Source organism: Nocardioides hungaricus (assembly GCF_054782915.1).
Genome location: NZ_BAAGRO010000032.1, coordinates 1 through 18,294 on the forward strand (window position 1 = coordinate 1; position 18,294 = coordinate 18,294).

At 68.9% G+C, this 18,294-nt stretch carries 20 protein-coding genes, 1 tRNA gene and 1 pseudogene; 10 read left to right on the forward strand and 12 right to left on the reverse strand.

All coding sequences use genetic code 11. The features are described from left to right. Positions 1–63: 63 nt before the first annotated feature. Both ACYVKX_RS12645 and ACYVKX_RS12650 read right to left on the reverse strand, forming a co-directional pair. The gene (locus tag ACYVKX_RS12645; protein WP_460832778.1) at positions 64–1,623 is read right to left on the reverse strand and encodes a SulP family inorganic anion transporter; all 1,560 of its coding nucleotides are present in this window, start codon (positions 1,621–1,623) and stop codon (positions 64–66) included. Then, complete coding sequence (locus tag ACYVKX_RS12650) at positions 1,620–1,955, reverse strand: ArsR/SmtB family transcription factor (protein WP_460832781.1); 336 nt, start codon at positions 1,953–1,955, stop codon at positions 1,620–1,622. The genes ACYVKX_RS12645 and ACYVKX_RS12650 overlap by 4 nt, the downstream gene beginning before the upstream one ends. A gap of 141 nt (positions 1,956–2,096) precedes the next feature. Between ACYVKX_RS12650 and ACYVKX_RS12655 the strand changes: the two genes are divergently transcribed. The 3 genes and pseudogenes from ACYVKX_RS12655 to ACYVKX_RS12665 all read left to right on the forward strand — a co-directional run bounded on the left by ACYVKX_RS12655 (position 2,097) and on the right by ACYVKX_RS12665 (position 4,304). After that, positions 2,097–2,924 carry a hypothetical protein gene (locus ACYVKX_RS12655; protein WP_460832783.1) on the forward strand — a complete coding sequence of 276 codons (828 nt, stop codon included), beginning with the start codon at positions 2,097–2,099 and terminating at the stop codon, positions 2,922–2,924. Continuing rightward, positions 2,876–3,944, forward strand: a pseudogene (locus tag ACYVKX_RS12660) (phosphoenolpyruvate carboxykinase domain-containing protein). Before ACYVKX_RS12655 ends, ACYVKX_RS12660 begins: the two are co-directional and overlap by 49 nt. 33 nt (positions 3,945–3,977) lie before the next feature. Then, positions 3,978–4,304, forward strand: a complete 327-nt coding sequence (locus tag ACYVKX_RS12665; RefSeq protein ID WP_460833143.1) for an STAS domain-containing protein — start codon at positions 3,978–3,980, stop codon at positions 4,302–4,304. Positions 4,305–4,325: 21 nt separating this feature from the next. Here ACYVKX_RS12665 and ACYVKX_RS12670 read toward each other — a convergent pair whose 3' ends face one another. The 4 genes from ACYVKX_RS12670 to ACYVKX_RS12685 form a co-directional block, all read right to left on the reverse strand. Further along, entirely contained in the window at positions 4,326–4,673 is a 348-nt protein-coding gene (locus ACYVKX_RS12670) for a fumarylacetoacetate hydrolase family protein (protein WP_460832785.1), read from the reverse strand. Positions 4,674–5,338: 665 nt separating this feature from the next. After that, positions 5,339–5,590, reverse strand: coding sequence for a hypothetical protein (locus tag ACYVKX_RS12675; protein WP_460832787.1), 252 nt, complete (start codon positions 5,588–5,590; stop codon positions 5,339–5,341). Continuing rightward, positions 5,587–6,339, reverse strand: a complete 753-nt coding sequence (locus tag ACYVKX_RS12680) for a hypothetical protein (protein ID WP_460832789.1) — start codon at positions 6,337–6,339, stop codon at positions 5,587–5,589. Before ACYVKX_RS12680 ends, ACYVKX_RS12675 begins: the two co-directional genes overlap by 4 nt. Further along, positions 6,339–6,707 carry a hypothetical protein gene (locus ACYVKX_RS12685; protein ID WP_460832791.1) on the reverse strand — a complete coding sequence of 123 codons (369 nt, stop codon included), beginning with the start codon at positions 6,705–6,707 and terminating at the stop codon, positions 6,339–6,341. Before ACYVKX_RS12685 ends, ACYVKX_RS12680 begins: the two co-directional genes overlap by 1 nt. Before the next feature lie 181 nt (positions 6,708–6,888). Between ACYVKX_RS12685 and ACYVKX_RS12690 the strand changes: the two genes are divergently transcribed. From ACYVKX_RS12690 to ACYVKX_RS12720, 7 genes are all read left to right on the forward strand, one after another. Then, entirely contained in the window at positions 6,889–7,830 is a 942-nt protein-coding gene (locus ACYVKX_RS12690) for a hypothetical protein (RefSeq protein ID WP_460832793.1), read from the forward strand. 160 nt (positions 7,831–7,990) lie between these two features. Beyond that, positions 7,991–8,332 (forward strand): hypothetical protein, encoded by a 342-nt coding sequence (locus ACYVKX_RS12695; RefSeq protein WP_460832795.1) that lies wholly within the window; start codon positions 7,991–7,993, stop codon positions 8,330–8,332. 10 nt (positions 8,333–8,342) lie between these two features. Next, the gene (locus tag ACYVKX_RS12700) at positions 8,343–8,558 is read left to right on the forward strand and encodes a hypothetical protein (RefSeq protein WP_460832797.1); all 216 of its coding nucleotides are present in this window, start codon (positions 8,343–8,345) and stop codon (positions 8,556–8,558) included. Between the two features lie 98 nt (positions 8,559–8,656). Further along, positions 8,657–9,025 (forward strand): hypothetical protein, encoded by a 369-nt coding sequence (locus tag ACYVKX_RS12705; protein WP_460832799.1) that lies wholly within the window; start codon positions 8,657–8,659, stop codon positions 9,023–9,025. Positions 9,026–9,264: 239 nt separating this feature from the next. Next, a complete protein-coding gene (locus ACYVKX_RS12710) occupies positions 9,265–10,671 on the forward strand; it encodes a hypothetical protein (protein ID WP_460832801.1) in 1,407 nt (468 codons plus the stop codon). A 324-nt stretch (positions 10,672–10,995) separates the two neighbouring features. Beyond that, positions 10,996–11,337: a helix-turn-helix transcriptional regulator gene (locus tag ACYVKX_RS12715; protein WP_183593196.1), complete on the forward strand. Its 342-nt coding sequence runs from the start codon at positions 10,996–10,998 to the stop codon at positions 11,335–11,337. Positions 11,338–11,440: 103 nt separating this feature from the next. After that, positions 11,441–12,622: a tyrosine-type recombinase/integrase gene (locus ACYVKX_RS12720; protein ID WP_183593195.1), complete on the forward strand. Its 1,182-nt coding sequence runs from the start codon at positions 11,441–11,443 to the stop codon at positions 12,620–12,622. Positions 12,623–12,818: 196 nt separating this feature from the next. Here ACYVKX_RS12720 and ACYVKX_RS12725 read toward each other — a convergent pair. The 6 genes from ACYVKX_RS12725 to ACYVKX_RS12750 form a co-directional block, all read right to left on the reverse strand. Next, positions 12,819–12,892: transfer RNA gene (locus ACYVKX_RS12725), tRNA-Met, on the reverse strand. A gap of 51 nt (positions 12,893–12,943) precedes the next feature. After that, complete coding sequence (locus ACYVKX_RS12730; protein WP_460832804.1) at positions 12,944–15,922, reverse strand: UPF0182 family membrane protein; 2,979 nt, start codon at positions 15,920–15,922, stop codon at positions 12,944–12,946. After that, a complete protein-coding gene (locus ACYVKX_RS12735; protein WP_460832806.1) occupies positions 15,919–16,476 on the reverse strand; it encodes a PPA1309 family protein in 558 nt (185 codons plus the stop codon). The genes ACYVKX_RS12730 and ACYVKX_RS12735 overlap by 4 nt, the downstream gene beginning before the upstream one ends. Next, positions 16,473–17,537, reverse strand: coding sequence for a YlbL family protein (locus ACYVKX_RS12740; RefSeq protein WP_460832808.1), 1,065 nt, complete (start codon positions 17,535–17,537; stop codon positions 16,473–16,475). Before ACYVKX_RS12740 ends, ACYVKX_RS12735 begins: the two co-directional genes overlap by 4 nt. Positions 17,538–17,561: 24 nt before the next feature. Beyond that, on the reverse strand, positions 17,562–17,798 hold the full coding sequence (locus ACYVKX_RS12745) for a hypothetical protein (protein WP_460832811.1): 237 nt from the start codon (positions 17,796–17,798) through the stop codon (positions 17,562–17,564). A 41-nt stretch (positions 17,799–17,839) separates the two neighbouring features. Then, a complete protein-coding gene (locus ACYVKX_RS12750; RefSeq protein WP_460832813.1) occupies positions 17,840–18,262 on the reverse strand; it encodes a molybdenum cofactor biosynthesis protein MoaE in 423 nt (140 codons plus the stop codon). Between the last annotated feature and the right edge of the window lie 32 nt (positions 18,263–18,294).

An 18,294-nucleotide genomic window follows, 5' to 3' on the forward strand; every position in this document is an offset into this window, starting at 1 on the left:
CACTACGCGACTCTCAACCGAGAGCCGCAACCCGTATAGGACCGGCAAGGAACCTGGGGCGCTTCACACCCGTTCGTGGTGCGGCTGGACACCGGAGAGCAGGACGGTGATGTGGCGGTGCTCGAGTCGGCTGATGGTGTCGGCGAGCACGTGGGCGCCGGTGGCGTCGATAGCCGTGACCCGCGACATCCGCAGGATGACGACCCGCACGCGGGTCACATCGGTGAGTTCGAGCAGGAAGTCGTGGGCGGCGGCAAAGAAGAGTGGCCCGTCCAGGCGGTAGGCCACGATGTGTTCATCCAGGAGCGACCGCTCCTCATCGCCGTGGTCCGCCTCGTCGAGCGGCATCTCCTCCAGCCTGGCCGAGCGAGCGGTCTGCTGGAGGGCGAAGAACACGGCGACGACCAGACCGATCAGGACGGCGGTGACCAGGTCGAAGACGATGGTTGCGGCCGCGGTGGTGGACAGGACCGCGGCGTCGCCGCGCGTCGAACGAAGCAGCGCAGCCAAGCTGGAGACCCGCACCATCTGCACACCAGTGGCGATCAAAACCCCCGCCAAGGCCGCGCGCGGGATCTCGCCCACCCACCGTGCCGCGACCAACACCACGACCAGAAGCACCATCGCGTGGGTCAGGGAGGCCGGACGCGATGTCGCGCCCGATCGGACGTTGACGGCGCTGCGTGCGATCGCTGCGGTGGCCGGGATTCCGCCGAACAGCGGGGAGACCAGGTTGGCCAATCCCTGCCCGGCCAGCTCGCGGTCGGAGTCGTGGCGTTGACCCACGCTCATTGCGTCCGCGACGGTCGCCGACAAAAGGCTCTCCAGTGCCGCCAGAGCGGCTACGGCGACAGCCGGCAGAAGCAGCGCGTCAAGCTCACCCCAGGGAATGGTGGGTAGCGAGGGGCTCGGCAGGCTTCGTGGGATGTGGCCGATGGTGGCTGCATCCCAACCGAACGTGGCGTTCGCGACGCTCGCCGCGACTACGGCGATCAGGGACCCGGGCAGCAGGGGCACGAACAGGGACAGCCCCAAGACCAGCGCCGTGACCGCGACGGCGATCCCCAGAGGAACCCAATCGGGTTGAGCACCCCAAGCCCGGAGGGCACGGGCGGCCAGGACCAGAACCTTTTCCGCGTGCACGTCGACGCCCAGGGCCGCCGGCACCTGCTGCAACGCGATGATGACTGCAATCCCGACGGTGAAGCCCTCCACGACCGGGACCGGGACGTAGCGGATGAACCGACCCGCCCCGGCGTACCCGAGACCGATCAGAATGATGCCGGCCAGCAGGCCGACGACGAGGACCCCGTCGGGTCCGTAGGTCGCGATGATGGGCACCAGGACCACCGTCATGGCGCCGGTTGGTCCGCTGACCTGGACCCGGCTCCCTCCGAAGATCGCAGCCACCGCGCCCGCAACGATCGCTGTGACTAGTCCCGCGGTCGCGCCCATCCCCGAACTGACACCAAACCCCAGGGCCAGAGGAAGCGCGACCAGAGCGACCATTAGCCCAGCTGTTAGGTCGCGGGTCGGCCTTGCGTGTGTCCAGTCAGCACGACGCGGCAGCAGCCGTCTGGTCCGAGCCAGCGCTGTGCTTCCCGGGTGTGATGCCTTCGTCACCTCGGGGGAGTGGGGGTCAGTTCGGCCTCGAGCTCACCCTGCAAGGCGATGATCCCCGACAAGATCCTCCTGGCCGCTAGGAGGAGATCACGGACCTCGGGAACGCTGACCGAATAGACGACCTCGCCGCCGTGTCGATGCGAAACCACCAGCGAGGTACGACGGAGCACAGCCAACTGTTGGGAGAGGTTGCTGGGCTCGATGGCGATCTTCTCCAACAGTTCGTGAACTGCGTGGTCACCGTCGGCGAGCAGCTCAAGGATCCGGATCCGGGCCGGGTGCCCGAGGGTTTTGAAGAACTCGGCCTTCGCCTGGTACAGGGGAACACTCATGACGTAACCCACACCTTGATTCCTTGGCCTGTTCGCGCGTCCCGAACCCGTTCGTCTCAAACATGAAGATTACACGACTTGCAAACATTATCAAGTCGTGTAGCGTTTCCGCGGACGGACACTCGATAGATGAGGACGACGATGGTTGACGCGGCTGACGTGGACCAGGTGCTGGACGACTCGGGGATCAAGAACCAGCGGGTGCGCGAGTACGTGAAGTACTGGGCCGAGCTGACCGGCGCCGACCGCGTCGAGATGGTCACTGCTGTCGATGACGCCCGGCTGATCGCCGAAGCGCTCGACGCCGGGGAACTCCTGCCCGCCGGCGAGGGTCGCTACTACTCCCGTAGCTACCACAAGGACACCGCCCGCTCCGAGGCGCGGACCATGGTGGTCAGCAGCAGCGTCGAGGACCGCGGCGTCTACAACAACTGGCACCACTCGGCAGAGATGAAGCCCTTGCTCAAGGAGCGCATGCGTGGCGCCTCTGCGGGCAAGACGATGTACGTCATCCCCTATCTGATGGCACCTCCTGGCAACGAGTTGGCGCCGTATGCCACTGGTGTGCAGGTGACCGACGCCCGCACCGTCGTGCTGCACATGAACCGGATGTCGCGCACCGGCGTCGAGTACCTCGAGAAGCTCGAGGACCCCAACCAATTCGTCCGTGCCGTGCATGTCACCGGCGACCTGGAGAACCTCGGCCAAGGCACGCCCGAGGACCAGCGCTACTTCGTGACCGTCGCCGACGAGCGCACGATCCTGCACTTCGGCTCGTCGTACGGCGGCAACGCGCTGCTCGGCAAGATCGCCCACGGCCTGCGCCAGGCGGCGTACGACGGCTGGGCCTCGAAGAAGTTCCTCGGCGAGCAGTACATGCTCATCGGCATCCACGAAAAGAGACCGGCAAGACGTACCACATCTGTGGCGGCTTCCCGAGTGCCTCCGGCAAGACGAACCTCGCGATGATGCTGGCTCCCGCCGCCCTCGGCGACCGCTACCAAGTGTCGTTCTACGGCGACGACATCGCGTGGCTCTGGGTCGATGAGGAGGACGGCAAGCTCTACGGGATGAATCCTGAGTTCGGCGTCTTCGGTGTCGCCAAGGACCAACGAAGGCACCAACCCGACCGCCCTGGCCTCGGTCGACCCGGGCACCGGCGCGATCTTCACGAACATCGCCTACAACCCCACGACCCAGGAGGTCTGGTGGGAGGGCCGCACGCCCTTACCGCCGGCCGACACGGCCGGTTGGCTGGACTGGAAGGGCAACCCGATCTCGGGCAGGTCCGAGGACGAGGCTGATCTTCCTTGGGCACACCCGAACAGCCGGTTCACCACGACGCTCGACAACGTCCCCAACATCGCCAAGGACTACAACGCCGCCGCAGGTGTGCCGATCGACGCGATCATCTTCGGTGGCCGCACGCGCGACCGCGAGCCGCTGATCCGTGCGATCACCGACCTCGCCGAGGGTGTCTACGACGGCCTGACCCTGGGTGCCGAGGCGACCGCCGCGGCCGAGGGCAAGGAGGGCGTGCTCCGCTACGACCCGATGTCGAACCGCCCCTTCATGGCCTACGGTGAGGGCGACTACGCCGCGCATTACGTGAAGATCGTCGGGGCGGCGAAGGATCAGCCGATCTTCGCGCACGTCAACTGGTTCCAGCGTGGCGACGACGGCCGCTTCCTGTGGCCCGGCTACCGCGACAACCTTCGCCCGCTGCTGTGGCTCCTGCAGCTCAAGAACGGTGAGGTCAAGGGTCGCCAGACCCCGGTCGGCATCATCCCGACCAAGGAAGAACTCAACCTCGAAGGCGTCGACATCAACCCAGAGGACCTTGAAACCATCCCTTCGATTGATGTTCCGCGCTGGCAGCAGGAGATGACCCACCGCGCCGAGCACCTGGCCCAGTTCGACAACATGCCTGTGGAGATCTGGGAAGCCCACCGCCGCGTCTCAGCCGCTCTCGATGACGCCTCCAATTGATCAGCTCGTGCCCACACACCGGGTGGGCTCGGCATCGAACTTGCCCGGGAATACAGCGCCACGATTGTGCGCGTATCTGGTTCCTTGCGCTTCCCAGAGGCTGTTCAGTTGACCCGCGCCGCCAAGAATCTCTTCGAACAAGGGGTCACTGAGGTGACGGTTCTCGACCTCAGCGCCCTGGACGACGTGGACCACACGGGCATCGCCGTGCTGGTCTCGGTCGGACGAGACCTGAAAGCGGCCGGGAGTCAGGTTCGGATCGTGGCAGCTGACCGCGCGCTCGTAGTGCGGCTGCCCTACACGCTTGGCCTCCGCAGAGTATTTGCGAGCGCCGCAGATGCGCTCTCATTCAAAGAATGAGCACGTGAGGTCGACGGGGTGTCAATCTTCCGTGTCGTGTGCCGCACGATCCAACCGATGCCACTGCAGTTCGGTATGGCCCCTGCGGGCCGAGTCGGAGGCAGGTCGGGCGCGAGTGTCGGAAGGTCGAGCACGAGCGTGTTGTCGGCGATGAAACTTCGCCATGCTGAACTGCGGCATGGGGCCAGCGCCCTGGGCTCGGCGCTCGGACATGTCCTGCCCCACCGTCAGCCCCGCCGCGTGGTCCCAGGCCTTGCGCTCATGCACGCGGTCGGCTCGATTGCCCACCACCGCGACGAGCTCGGCCTCCAAGTCGCAGTGGCCGCCGGCCTCCAGCGGAATTGAGTCGTACGGCCCGGTGATGCACAAGGGGACTTGGTGAAGACGCTCGGGCTCTCAGGCACCCAGTGCGCCTACTTCGTGGCGAGGATGGAGATGCTCGTGGCGCCGTATTTGGCGCTGGCGTTGCGGGCATGGTCAAAGGAACGCGTACGCGTTGACCTGGAGCGTCTCGATCGTGAACCGGGTTCCTCGATCGCCTCGATACGGGGCGTTCCCGACGACCCACGGATCGGCCCTGTTGCGGCGGAGAGTCGGTGCGGGCGTGCATGAGCGGCAACGACAGCGACTCGCCCAAGAGGAGAGCCCGGCGGGATGACCGGCGAGGGCCTCGCTGGTAGCTCGGTGCTCGACGAACGCGGCGAAATGGGCGCCCCATAGTGGGCGGATCGACGCGGTGACTCACGCGACTCGATCGCCACTGGCTCAGCCGATGTCGGGAGCAGCGACCCGTTCGCACAAGGCGAACCACAAACGGTGAACACACAGGCAAGACGACCATCCTGGCCCGACCCGGCGGACGTCCCATAGGAGCCATCCGGGCTCCGTCACCGGGACGGGGGCGTCCTGTGACACCCACAGCGGCAAGTCAATCCCGTTACCGAAACCTTCCGTTTCGGCGTTCCCCGTGTGCCGACTACGACAGCTTCCGCTGCCACTGGGCGCTACAAGCCCAATCCCGACACCAGACTTGACTAATGAACGATGCCGAGCAACCGCACTCGGACGTCCCGGCCGTTGGGAGTGGTGACCTTGACCATGTCGCCGTCCAAGACGTAGGCGACGACGCCGGGTGTCCGCTTGCCGGCGGCCAGGGAGTCGGCGCCCGCGCCATCGAACAGGTCGCCGCTGGACCCGGTGCCGCCGACGATGCTCCGTACGCCGGCGAGGGCCACCAGTGTCACGATCGCCAGCGACATGAGCCGGACCGGCTTGCTCGCGATCATCGGCCCACTCCTCCCGTGGTTGGCGCGATCGGGCTCGACGATCCTGCTGCCAGCGCCGCAGGGGTCGTGCCGGGTGCGGGTGGTCGCAGCGCCGGCCGATCCGTCGACGATGGCGGCCCGGCCGCGGCCGCGGTGCCCGGCTTCTCCGCGCTCGCGTCGACCTTCTGGTCGTCCAGCAGCTCGAGGAGGTCGCCGGCATCCGAGTCGGCGTCCACGGAGAGTGCCCGGGCGTGCAGGCCCAGCCGCTCCGCGTCGAGGACGGCCCGTTTCTGTTCCCAGGCCGGCAGCACGCCGCTGGCCTCGAAGGCCTCGTGCTCACGCACGTAGGCCTCCTGGCGTGGCGCATGTGGCTGACCGGGAACGATCGGGCCACACCCGATCGCGTCCGCGCTCGCGACGAACCGCGGGTAGGCGACCTGGTGGTCGCGCCACCTCGCCCGGAACTCCACCAACTGCTGACGGACCTCATCAGGCACCGCCCGCGCGATCGCTTCGATTTCTGTCCACGGGATCACCTCAACCGGGTTGTGCCAGCCGCCGTCGACGCCAAACCCGAGCCCGCCAGCCGTGCCGACGATCCGCTCCCCTGTCTCCGGGTCGTGGTGATTGGTGGCCGACCAGCCGGCCTCCCGGGCGTGGGCGACCTCGGCAGGGTCGATCAGGATCGAGGTCAGCGGCCAGCCCGACCACGACCGCAGCAGCGCGTGCTGCCGCCTGCGGCCGGTCACGATGGTCGGCTGGCTCGCCATCACGCCACCTCGACGCCGGCGCCCTCACCAGTGGTGCCGGCGTCGTCGTCGGAGTCGGTCTCGAGCTGGCGCAGTCGACGTACCGTCGCCTGGTCGAGTCCGGTCAGCTGCATGACGTCCTTGACCGCGAGCCGCTCCGCGAGGAGGCGCTCGATCGCGGCCGCGGCCGCGATCTCCGCATCCGTGATCGCCTGCTCGGCCTGCGCCCTCTCCTCCCAGGCGACCTCCACGTCGACCGACGCCTCATCGATGCGCCGCTCCCGGGCCAGCTGATCCGGGTCCAACTGAAGCCGCCGCTCCCGCGCCGCCTTCAGCCGGGCATCCCGAGCCCGATCGCGACCCGCCAGTGCCTGCGTCGCCTTCCCCATCGGGGATCACCTCTTCCTTGATCGTCACGTCACGGAAATCCACCGCGACCCTTCACAAGCAAGAAGCAACCTCGACCGACCCAGATCGGACACCTCGACCCCGACGAATTTCGACCACCACCAACCCCAGCCAGAAACTCGACTTTCAGATTTTCGAGACTCACCAGATCCCTCCCAGCTGATGCGCGGCCGGTTGGATGTGCGCGAGATCGAGGACATCGGCGACTCTGCCCTCTCCTACGCCGAGGTCAAGGCCCTCGCATCGGGTGACCCGCGGATCATGGAGCTGGCCAAGGCCGAGACGGACGCGACCAAGCTGGAGCGCCTGGAGCGGGCCTGGGCGGCAGCCCAGCGCAGTCTCGCTGCGACGATCCGGGAGGCCGAGCCGCGGCTGGAGCGGCTGGCGACCGACCGCGAGCAGCTGATCGCGGCGATGCCGCTGCGCCGCGACACCGACGGGGATGCGTTCTCGATGCGGATCAACGGCGCGGCGTACGGCAAGCGGGCCGATGCCGCCCCTGCGCTGCAGCGGGCCCTGCTAGCGGTGCAGCCGTACCAGCGCTACCCGCAACCGCTCGGCGACGTCGGCGGCCTACATCTGCAGGTGTCCGCGGACTCGTGGATGGGCCAGCCCAGGTACGTCGTCTCGCTCGTCGAGGTACCGCGGGTGCACCTGCTCGTCGAGGCCGGCGACGTGCGTCAACCGAACATCGGCCTAGTCACGCGGGTCGAGAACCTCCCCCGTCGCCTGGAGCGGGTGCTCGACGACGTTGAGATGGACACCACCAAGATCAACCGCGAGGCAGAGAAGGCCCACGCTGGCCTGGTCGACGTTTTCCCGCGTGCCGGCGAACTGGCCGAGGTGCGCGCGAAGCGGGACCGGCTCTCGGCCGAGCTGGCAGCCGGCAGCGCCGAGAGGGCCGCCGGCGAACACGCGACCGAGCACGACCCCGCACCCGCACCCGCAGCCAACGGATCCCAGCCCAACACCCCAACCAACCCGCCAGGTCAGCCGGGCCAGGCGGGCCACACGGGTCGCCCCGCGATCGCGCCTTCGCCTCCTCCCCCGCCGCGGCCTGACGAGGGTCCGCGGCCGCCGGGCACACCGGGGTGGTCGAGATGAGACCGCTCCGGGAGGGGTCCAGTTCCTGTCCACAGGCGGGGCCCTGCGGCGCCGTTCTCCACCGGTTCGGGCGTGCCGGGCGTGCTGTGCTCGCCTGTTCTGTTCCACTGGGTAGCGGGGTCGGGTCCGCTGCCGGCCTCTCTCGAAAGGACAACACCTGATGCCTGTTCCCACCACTGACCGCGCCGGTGACGTGTACGACGCGACCCCGGACTTCGTCTATGCGGTCTCTCTGCTTGCCTCGCTCGAGGGCGCGACCGGGCAGGACGGGCACGCCATGGTGTTGCCGTTCCTGGGTATGGCCCGCGCCGAGCTCACCGACTTCGGGCAGCGGCGCCCGGCCCGCTACGTACCGGTGCAGATCGGCGACCTTCGGTCCGGGCTGGCCGACCTCGAGCAGCGCCTCACCGCGCTTCTGGCGGACTCGCAGGTACTCCAGCACACCCTCCGCCTCGACTCAGCTCGCCGGCTGCTGCGCCGCGGCGTGGCCGCTGTCGCCTAGGAACCCTGCGATGACCGCGGCATCGGTCGGATCGTGCGCCTGCAGCGCCGTCCAGCGGGCCAGCGAGCTGGGCGTCTCATCGATCGCGATGCCGCTGATCTGCACCGGGCACGGCCACCTCTCCCCCACTACCTCGCTCACGGCGATCCGCCGCGGCCTCGACTCTGTTTGCCTCGACCAGCAGCTCGCCCGCGGTCGACCGCGACGTCCTCGTCTGCACACCTGACATAGCCGCACCGGCGGCCTGACCCTGTCTGAGACTGCATGTAGTCACGTCAGGGTCAAGATGTCCGATCCTGCACCTCGGCGGTTGCTTCTCCGGACATGACCAACGCGCTGCCGAACGATTCGGCCTGGACCGACTACCTCCACGCGCACGGCGGCCCCGAGGCGTCGGGATGGTGGGTGACCCCGCGCTGGTTCGCCGACTCGGTGCACCCGCGGCCGGAGGTCGTGGGCCCGTACTCGTCCTACGAGCAGGCGGTGGCCGCCATGCAGGACTCGCCCCTCATCGACGGCTTCGCCGAGGACACCAACTGCAACGAGTGGCTCGATGACGTGTACGTGGCCACGGATCCGGCCTCGATCGCCAAGATGTGCGCCGATTACGAGCACCGGGTCACGCTGATCGACCCGGGTGACCCGAGCCACTTCGGGGACCCCGACCCCACCCCGCCGCGCAATGCCGCCTAAGTGACGGCCCGTCGCGGGCTGCTGCGGGCCGGCGCACTGCACCCACCCGGCCCGGATGAGAGCCGGCCGGACGCCGAGGGCGTCGCGGAGCCGGGAGACCGCTCCCCCGGCCCGCCCGGCAGGTAGTCGCCCGTCTCCACAAGCATTTCCCGCCGCGGTGTCCGATCCGACACCGCGGCGGTTGCTTCTCCGGGCATGGCAACGACTCGGCCCGTACGGCGCCCGGCTGGTGGCCCGCGATGACGGTCTCCACCTATGGCGAGCACGCCGAGAACGCGGCGCAGGCGCTGAACGACCTGATCCGCGATGACGTGATCCCGGCCGACGAGGTCGCGGTCGACCAGCTGCTGCATTGCCGCCAGGCGGTGGTCGACGCGCTGCGGCAGCGGCTTTACGACGTCGGCCAGGACAGCTGGTATCCGCCGCCGGACCACCTGCCAGCTCGTACGCCGAAGCCGACACTGGCTGGGCTGGACGAGAAGCTGGCGACGCTGGTGGACAACATCGCCTTCGCACTCCCCACGCTCCCCCTCGACGAGCGCCGCTCCCCCGCCGACTACCTCACTCCCGCCTCGACCGATCCGACGGTCGAGGCGTGGCGAGCGGCGGCCATCGAGCTGCTGGCGGCCTCTCATGCGCTCTCGGCGGCCGCCGAGCAGCCTTGGCGCACCGATCCGGGGGCCGGCTGGTGGGTGATGCGCGACGTGTCGGTGGCCCTAGAAGCGGTCGTCGTGCTCGACTCCCGCCTTGAGGAGGTCGGCCTGCTGGCTGAGCATCAGCGACCGGATGACGCGATGAGGCTGGACGAGAAGCGCATGGTGCTCTCCCAGACAGCCCGGGTCGCGACGTGGCATGCCACGAGCGCGAGCCCCGAAGCGGCCACCCCTCGCCTGCGGCAGGCGGCGCCGTCGACGGTGGTGGAGCCGGTGTCGCTGGTCTCGACGCCTGACGACCTGGCGGCCGCACAGCAACGCCTTGCCCGGTTCCTGCGCCCACTCCATGCCTCCGACGCGTTCTACGCCGCTGAGCCGGAGATCACCGCCGACTCCGCGCGGCAGGTTACGGCCAGCCAGCTCTACCTGTGCCGTGCGTTCGCGAAGGCCGCCGGCCAGTCGGTCAAGACCGGCAAGTTCGCGGCGCTCTTCGAGGAACGGGCCGAGGTGCTGGAGTCGTTGCAGCCCCAGATCAGCCACTTGCTCGACGTCTCCGAGGTACGGGACCCGAACATGCGCCGCTTCTGGCAGCAAAGCGAGCTCACGACCGCGGTGGCCCGGATGGAAGACCAAGGCGTGCCGATCCGGCTGCAGCCCACGCAGATGGTCGAGCTGGCCAAGGCAACCCACGAGGTCACCCACAACCTGGGCAAGGCACTGCGCCGCGAACTGCTACGTACCAACAGCAACCTGCGTGACGGCAACCCTCGTCACGCGGACGGGCCTGTCCGGGTCGGACGACGCTCGCGGCTGGAGGCCACCCTCACCGACCTGATCAACATGCCAGCACCCAAGTTGCCGGTCGCACAGTTCAACAACCCGCTGCAACGGGCCGCTCTGCGTCGGACCCTCGACATGACGCCGACCGCGTCGCAGCCACCGTCCCCATTCCCCGCCGCGCGCAGCCTCGGCACGAGCGGCTACGGCCAGTGAGAGAGGGGACCTGCCGTGTGTCGTCCGTCCAAGGCCGAACTCCAGGCCCGCCGCCGAACAGTCGGCCAGCAGCCTCCATCGAGCTCGACTGGCAACACCACGACGGCTGCCAAGCCAGGGAAGACCACGACTCAGCGCAGCCATCCCCCTCCGGAACAGCGCCCCGCGCATCCGGTCGCCATGCCGGTCGATTCCGACGGAGTTGCCCAGTTCGACCCGTTGCTGGCAGCGGATCAAGTTGCCCCGTGGCTTGCGCCAGCCGAAGGCCAACCGGGAACACGTAACGACAGCCCGGCTGGCCCTGGGATGAGGGACTGAACCACCATGGCACGACCAACTGCGGCACAGAGGCAGGCACGAGCGGTACTCGATGCGCGAGAGAAGTCAGCCACGGAGAGGGCGGAGCAGGCCCACTCGGCAGAACTCTCGGCACCGACCGGCGCGCCCGGCCGGTCAGCGTCCCCGTCGACGTACGGTCCCGCCTACGACCCGCTCCTGACCGTCGACCAGGTGTCGGACTGGCTAGGCGTCCCTAAGGGCACGCTGTACCAGTGGCGGAGCCGAAGCCGAGGACCGCGCGCGATCAAGGTCGGCAACGGCATCCGGTACCGGCGCAGTGAGATCGAGAACTACCTCGACCTCCACACCGACGCGCGCCCCGCCTGATCTGGGTACGATTTCCGATCCACCACCGCCACGGAGAAGTCACCATGTCTCGTAACTCAAATGCCCTGGGAGTCAGCTCGTTGCGTTCGCGTGAGGCCGGCCGGTGAGCGGTCGCCCACCGATGCCCCCTGGGACCTGGGGGAAGATCAGCGTCACGCGGACCAAGACCGGGACCTACCAGGCCGAGGCTCGCTATGCCCTCTTCAGTGGCCGTGTAGCCAAGCAGCGCGCTCGCGCTCACAGCGAGTCGGCCGCCCGAACCGCCCTCATCCAGAAACTGCAGGCCCTGAAGGGTTCAGATGTGGGGGACGGCGAACTGACCCCACAGAGGTCGATCGCCGAGTTGGCCGCCTTCTGGCTGAAGGAGAAGGAGGTCGACAACAACGTCAGCGCCAATTCGCTGCGCGCCTATCGGAGCGTGGTGAACAACCAGGTGCTTCCGGCAATCGGGCAGCGGAGAATCGCCGACTGCCGCACAAGTGTCATCGACCGAGTCATCAAGGACCGCGCCGCGACTGGAGCGGACGTGACGAAGCTGCGGAACGCGCTGCACCAGATGTTCGGCGTCGCAGTCCGGCATGACGCCATCCCGGCGAACCCGGTCAAGGAGGTCGCTCGGATCTCACGGCCGCGGAAGGAGATCACCTACCTCGATCTCGAGCAGGTCAACCAGGTCCGTGCGCTCATCGACACCGAGATGAAGCGCAAGCGACCCGGGCCGCGGATGTCGGCCGACCTCCGCGACATCGTCGACCTGATGCTCGCCACTGGATGTCGCATCGGCGAAGCAGCCGGCTTCATCTACCCCGAGATTGACCTCTCCTCCGAGACCCCGACCCTGACAGTGTCGGGCACGATCGTCACCGAGACCGGTAAGGGGACGTTCCGCCAGCCGTGGACGAAATCGGACGCCGGCTACCGGACCCTGTTTCTCCCACCATTCGCCGTCGACATCCTGATGCGCCGGATGATCGAGAGTCCCGCGAATAGGAACGGCGCGGTCTTTACGACCCGCAACGGAACGTGGCGTCAGGTCTCCAACTGGGAACGGTTGTGGAACCGGGTAGTCGATGGCACCGCCTACGACTGGGTCACGTTCCATACCTTCCGCAAGTCGGTCGCGACGCTGATCGACCAGACGGTCGACTCGAAGGCGGCGCAAGCCCAACTGGGTCACGCCAACGAGGACATCACGCTGGAGCACTACATCCACAAGGCCAAGGTCGCGCCTGACCTGACCGACTACCTCGAACGGTTCCGGCCGCCCATTACGCCAAAGACGTGACGAGGCCCCACTCGGCCCGCCCACTCGAGAGTGCCCTCGCTGTGTTCACGGCGAGGGCACTTGCATGTTCGCGCCCGGGGGGACGCGCGCTAAGTGCCCACACAAAGAGCCCAATTTCCGCCCACTTATTGCTTCTGGTCAGAAACCTGAAAGGCCCTCTGACCAGCGTTTCCGCTGGTCAGAGGGCCTTTCCTCGTAGCGGGGGCAGGATTTGAACCTGCGACCTCTGGGTTATGAGCCCAGCGAGCTACCGAGCTGCTCCACCCCGCGTCGGCGAGGACGACCTTACCGGGTGGGGTCGGGTCGGCCAAATCCGGGCGGTCAGCCCTGCGGGTCGGACGGGGTGGAGTTGTCGTCCGGCAGCTGGTTGGAGAGGGCGAAGGCGCGCTGGACGAGCTTCTTGCCCTGCTCGGTCAGCCGGGCCCAGGCGACGGTGTCCTTGTCCGCCAGGGCCCGGTCGGCGGCGGTGAACTTCTCCTGGGCCCGGTCGAGGTAGTCGCGGATCCGGCTGACCACGGAGCCGGTGGGCTCGCCGCCGTTCCCGCTTCCGTTGCCGTTCCCGCCGCCGTTGTCACCGCCGCCACCGCCGGTCTGGGGCAGGCTCTGGTCGAGGGCGTCCGCGAGGGCCGAGGGGAGCGAGGTGCCGATGCCGACCTCGCCGTTGTAGGAGACCAGCACGTAGGCGAGGCTCGGGTAGCTGACGCTCGACCCCGCGCGAACGGCGTACACCGGCTCGACGTAGATGAACCCGTCGTCGATCGGCAGGGTGAGCAGGTTGCCGAAGATCGCCTGGCCGCCGCTGCGGTTGAACTGCGCCAGCCGGTCGGCGACGTCGCTGTCGGAGTTGAAGTCGTTGGCGATCTGACCCGGCCCCTTGACGCTCTGGTCGGCCAGCTGGGTCACCTGCATCTTGCCGTAGTCCGGCGAGGTGGCATCGGAGTTGACCGAGACGAACGCCGCCAGGTTGTTCTTGTTGAACGGCACCAGCGTCGAGGTCAGCGAGAAGACCTCGTCGTCGCCACCGGCGGCCTGCTGGTTCACGAAGAGGCGGTACGGCGGCTGCAGGCTGCTCGGCGCGTTCGGATCGGTCGGGACGGCCCAGCGGTCGTTTCCGTTGTACCAGTTGGTCGCGTCGGTGACGTGGTAGCGCGCGTACTGGTAGCGCTGCACCTTGAACATGTCCTCGGGGTAGCGCAGGTGCTCCGTCAGCCCGGCCGGGATGTCCTCCTTCGGCTGCACGGTCCCGGGGAACGCCTTCATCCACGCCTGGACGATCGGGTCCTCCTCGTCCCACTCGTAGAGCGTCACGGTGCCGTCGTAGGCGTCGACGGTCGCCTTGACCGCGTTGCGCATGTAGTTGATCTCGTCGGTGGGCAGCGTGCGCAGCCCGGTGTTGGTCTGCAGCGAGTCGTCGGTCATCGTCTCGAACGACTCCTTCTCCGAGCCCGGGTACCGGTCGGTCGTCGTGAAGCCGTCGAGCACCCAGACGATCTTCCCGTCGACGATCGCCGGGTAGGGGTCGGAGTCGACCGTCAGCCACGGAGCGACCTTCTCGACCCGGGCGCGCGGGTCGCGGTTGTAGAGCACCTGGCTGTTGTCGTTGACCCGGCCGGACAGCAGGAAGTTCGGCTCGCCGAACTTCACGGCGTACAGCAGCTGGCGGAAGGTGCTGCCGATCGGCACCCCGCCCGCGCCGTCGTACGTCGTGGTCTCGTCCTCGCCGCCCGAGGCGTCCTCGCCGCCCGTCGGCAGGTCCAGCTCGACGTCCTGGGCGTCCGGGCTGGCCTTGCCGACCACGGAGTAGTCGGGGCTCTCCTCGCCGAAGTACACCCGCTGCTCGAAGCCGCCGGTGGCGGTCGTGAGCGCGTCCTCGCCGCGCCCCTGGCCCTCTGCCCACTCCGGCTCGTCCTCGGAGCTCAGCGACGGGACCTGGTTGGTGGCGCTGCGCTGGTTCCCGAACGCGGCGATGATGCCGGAGCCGTGCGTGTAGACGGTGGACAGGTTGGTCCAGTTCCGGTCGTTGTCGTTGATGCCGCTCTGGTCGAGCTCGCGGACGCCGAGGACGAGGGCGCGGTCGGTCCCGTTGATCGTGTAGCGGTCGACGTCCAGGACGTCGGCGACCGAGTAGTAGGCCCGCTCCTGCTGCACCTGCTCGAAGGTCTCGCTCACCAGCTTCGGGTCGACCAGCGGGACCGACATGGTCTCGGCCGCGAGGGCCGACCCGTCGGCGTTCTCGATGGTGGCGTCGTTGACCTGGTTGACCTCGACGTCCTCGATGTCGTACGCCGCCCGGGTGGCCTCGATGTTGGCCGCGATGTACTTCTTCTCCTTGTCGGCCTCCGACGGCTTGACCTGGAACTGCTGCACGATGCCCGGCCAGATCATGCCGAGCAGGATCGCGGAGACCGCGAGCAGTGCGAGGCCGACCGACGGGAGCAGCCAGGTGCGCCGCCAGACGTTGACGAAGAAGAGGATCGCGCAGATCACCGAGATGCCGAGCAGGATGTTCTTGGCCGGCAGCACCGCGTTCTCGTCGGTGTAGGTCATGCCGGTGATCAGCCCGCCGCTCTGGGTGACCAGGTCGAACCGGTCCAGGTAGTAGTCGGCCGCCTTCGCCAGCACGAACAGGCCGAGCAGGATCGACAGCTGCACCTGCGCCGGGCCGGAGAGCCGGTCGCGCGCGGCCTGCAGCCGGATCCCGCCGTACAGGTAGTGCACGACGGCCGCGGCGATCAGCGCGACGACGAGCGCCGCCATCGCGAAGTTGACCAGGTACTGCAGCCAGGGCAGGTCGAAGACGTAGAAGCCGATGTCCCTGCCGAACCAGGCGTCCTCCTGGCCGAACGAGCCGCCGTTGCGCCAGAGCAGGTAGTTGCGCCACTCGCCGATCGCGGAGCTGCCCGCGAACGCGCCGAGCACGACCGCGACGCCGACGAGGAGCCAGGTGCGGATCGGCGTGACCGCGTCGCGGTAGCGGTCGAGGCCGGTCTGCTCCGGGGAGTTCGGGCGGAAGAACGGCCGGAACCGATAGGCCAGGTAGACGTTGAGCCCCACCACCACGGCCATCAGCAGGCCGAAGACGGCGAACAGCAGCGCACGGGTCCAGAACATCGTGGCGAAGACGCCGGAGTAGCCACCGTCCTGGTACCAGAGCCGGTCGGTGTAGAGGTTCGCGAACGTGCTCAGCCCGAGGAAGGCGAGCACCAGCACCACCGCGGTGACGATCAGCGCGCGCGAGCGGCGCGACCCCCGCCGCGGCGGCGTGGCCTCCCGACCGCCCTCGTCGAACAAGTCGCTCATGCGTCGCTCTCCTCTTCCAGCGTGGCGCCCAGCAGCTGCAGCAGCTGGGGCACCAGGTCCACGCCGCCCACCACCGACTGGTCGTCGTCGTGGGCGCGCAGGCGCAGTGCACAGTACGTCGCCCCGGCGCGGGTGGCGCCGGCGGCGATCCGGACCTCCTGCCGGTCCGGGTGCTCCCGGGCGAACTCCTCCGCCGCGACCGGGTCCTCGGGGATCACCGCATCGGCGTCCGGCGGCAGCACCAGCCGCTCGACCACGGCGGCGCAGCCCGCGACGCTCGGCGGCCAGCTCATCGACTGGAGCGCGACCTCGAGCGGCCGGTCGGGCGCGAGCTGGTCCTGCTCGACCGGCGTCAGCGAGCCCAGGGCCGAGGACTCGTCCAGGCCCATCGCGGCGGCGAGCGCGGGCTCGTGCTCGACGATGGTCCGCGTGTCGACGAGCGCGTAGAGCCGGGCGGGCTGGTCCCAGCCGCCCTCGGCGGCGTGCCCCTCGATCTCGAGGACGGCGGCGGCCAGCGCCGGGTCGGCGTCCAGGGCCTGGTCGAACTCGGTCACGAGGACGCCCCCGTGCAGCCGGGCAGGTCGGCGTCGGGGTCCTGCACCCAGGCCTCGATGGCGAGCCGGGCGTCGTGCATGGTGTCCGCCCGGACCAGCCGCATGTCCTCGTTCGGGGCGCCGAGCGCGTCCGCGCAGTTGCCCGGCGGCACGAGGAACAGCTTCGCGCCGGCGTCCCGCGCACCCACGATCTTCTGCTGGATGCCGCCGATCGGGCCGACCTGGCCCGCGGCGTCCATGGTCCCGGTGCCCGCGATGGTCTGCCCGCCGGTCAGCGAGCCGGGGGTGAGCGTGTCGTAGATGCCGAGGGAGAACATCAGCCCCGCGCTCGGTCCGCCGATGCTCGAGTCGACGTTGATGGTGACGTCGACCGGCAGGTCCGCCTTCGCCTCGGTGCCGACCGAGATGCCCACCTGGGGACGGCCGTCGACGTCCTCGGGCGTGACCTCGACGCGGGTGCGGTCGCCGTCGCGGCGTACGACGAAGGTGATCGGCCGGCCCGCCTCGGCGGAGGTGACCTCCTCGACGACCTCCTCGGACGTCGTGACCTTCGCGCCGCCGACGGCGAGGATCGCGTCGCCGGTCTCGAGCGCGCCGTCGGCCGGCGTGCCGTCGGAGACGGCCGCGACGACCGGCTCGGTGACGTCGTACCCCATCTCCTCCAGCGCGACCGCGGTGGCGGCGTCCTGGGAGGAGGTCATCTGGGCGGCGCCCTCGTCGCGGTTCTGCTGGACGGTCTCGTCCTTGCGGTAGACCGCGTCGTAGGGGTAGACCGCGGCCTCGTCGCTGGTCCAGTCGCGCATCAGCTCGAAGAGGTTGTTCCTGCCCTCGGGCCGGGGCTGGGAGACGTAGACGGTCGTCATCCGCAGCTGGCCGTCGTCGCGGTACGCCTTGCGCCCGGAGACCTCGATGATCTCCTTGCCCTTGTCGTTGTCGCCGAGCACGTCGACGGTGAGCCCGGGCTCGTAGGTGACGTAGGGCAGCGGCACCAGGGCGGCCACCAGCCACAGGCCGATGAGCAGCGGCACGGCCAGGATGCCGGCCAGGGTGCGCTGCGTCATGGCGCCAAGACTGTCAGATCGCCCCTAGGACGCTCGTCGCGAGGGCCGCACCGCGACCCCGGTGGAGCGGTCCGGGGCCGGCCGCTGCGCGGCGTACCCCGGCCGGCGCCGGCGCGGCTCGCGCTCCAGCGCGGTCGCGAGGCGGCGTACGGCGACCTCGCGGTCGACCTCGCCGCGGCGCGCCCGCCCCAGCCAGCCGACCCAGATCATCGCCACGACCGTGACGACGACCGACGGCACCAGCCAGAGCAGGATCTCCACGCGTTCAGGGTACGGAGCGCAGCCGCCCCGCCGGGGATCTGCTACGGCGTGCCGACCCACTCGTCGCTGCCGTCGCCGAAGCGCTGGTGCTTCCAGATCGGCACCTCGGCCTTGAGGGTGTCGATCAGCGCGCGCGACGCGGCGAACGCCTCGCCGCGGTGGGCGGCGGTGGTCGCGACGACCACGGCGATGTCGCCGATGGCGAGCGTGCCGACCCGGTGGACCGCGGCGACGCCGGTGACGTCGTGCTCCGCGGCGATCCGCTCGCAGACCGCGCGCATCGTGTCGAGCGCGGTCGGGTGCGCCGAGTAGTCGAGCCCGTCGACCGCCTTGCCGCCGTCGTGGTCGCGGACCCGGCCGACGAAGAGGGTCAGCCCCCCGGACGCCTCGTCGTCGAGCGCGGCCATCACCTCGGCGACGTCCAGCGGGGTCTCCCGGAGGTCCACGAGGCGTACGACGGTCACGGGGACGAGCCTAGGACAGGCGCGTACGGTTG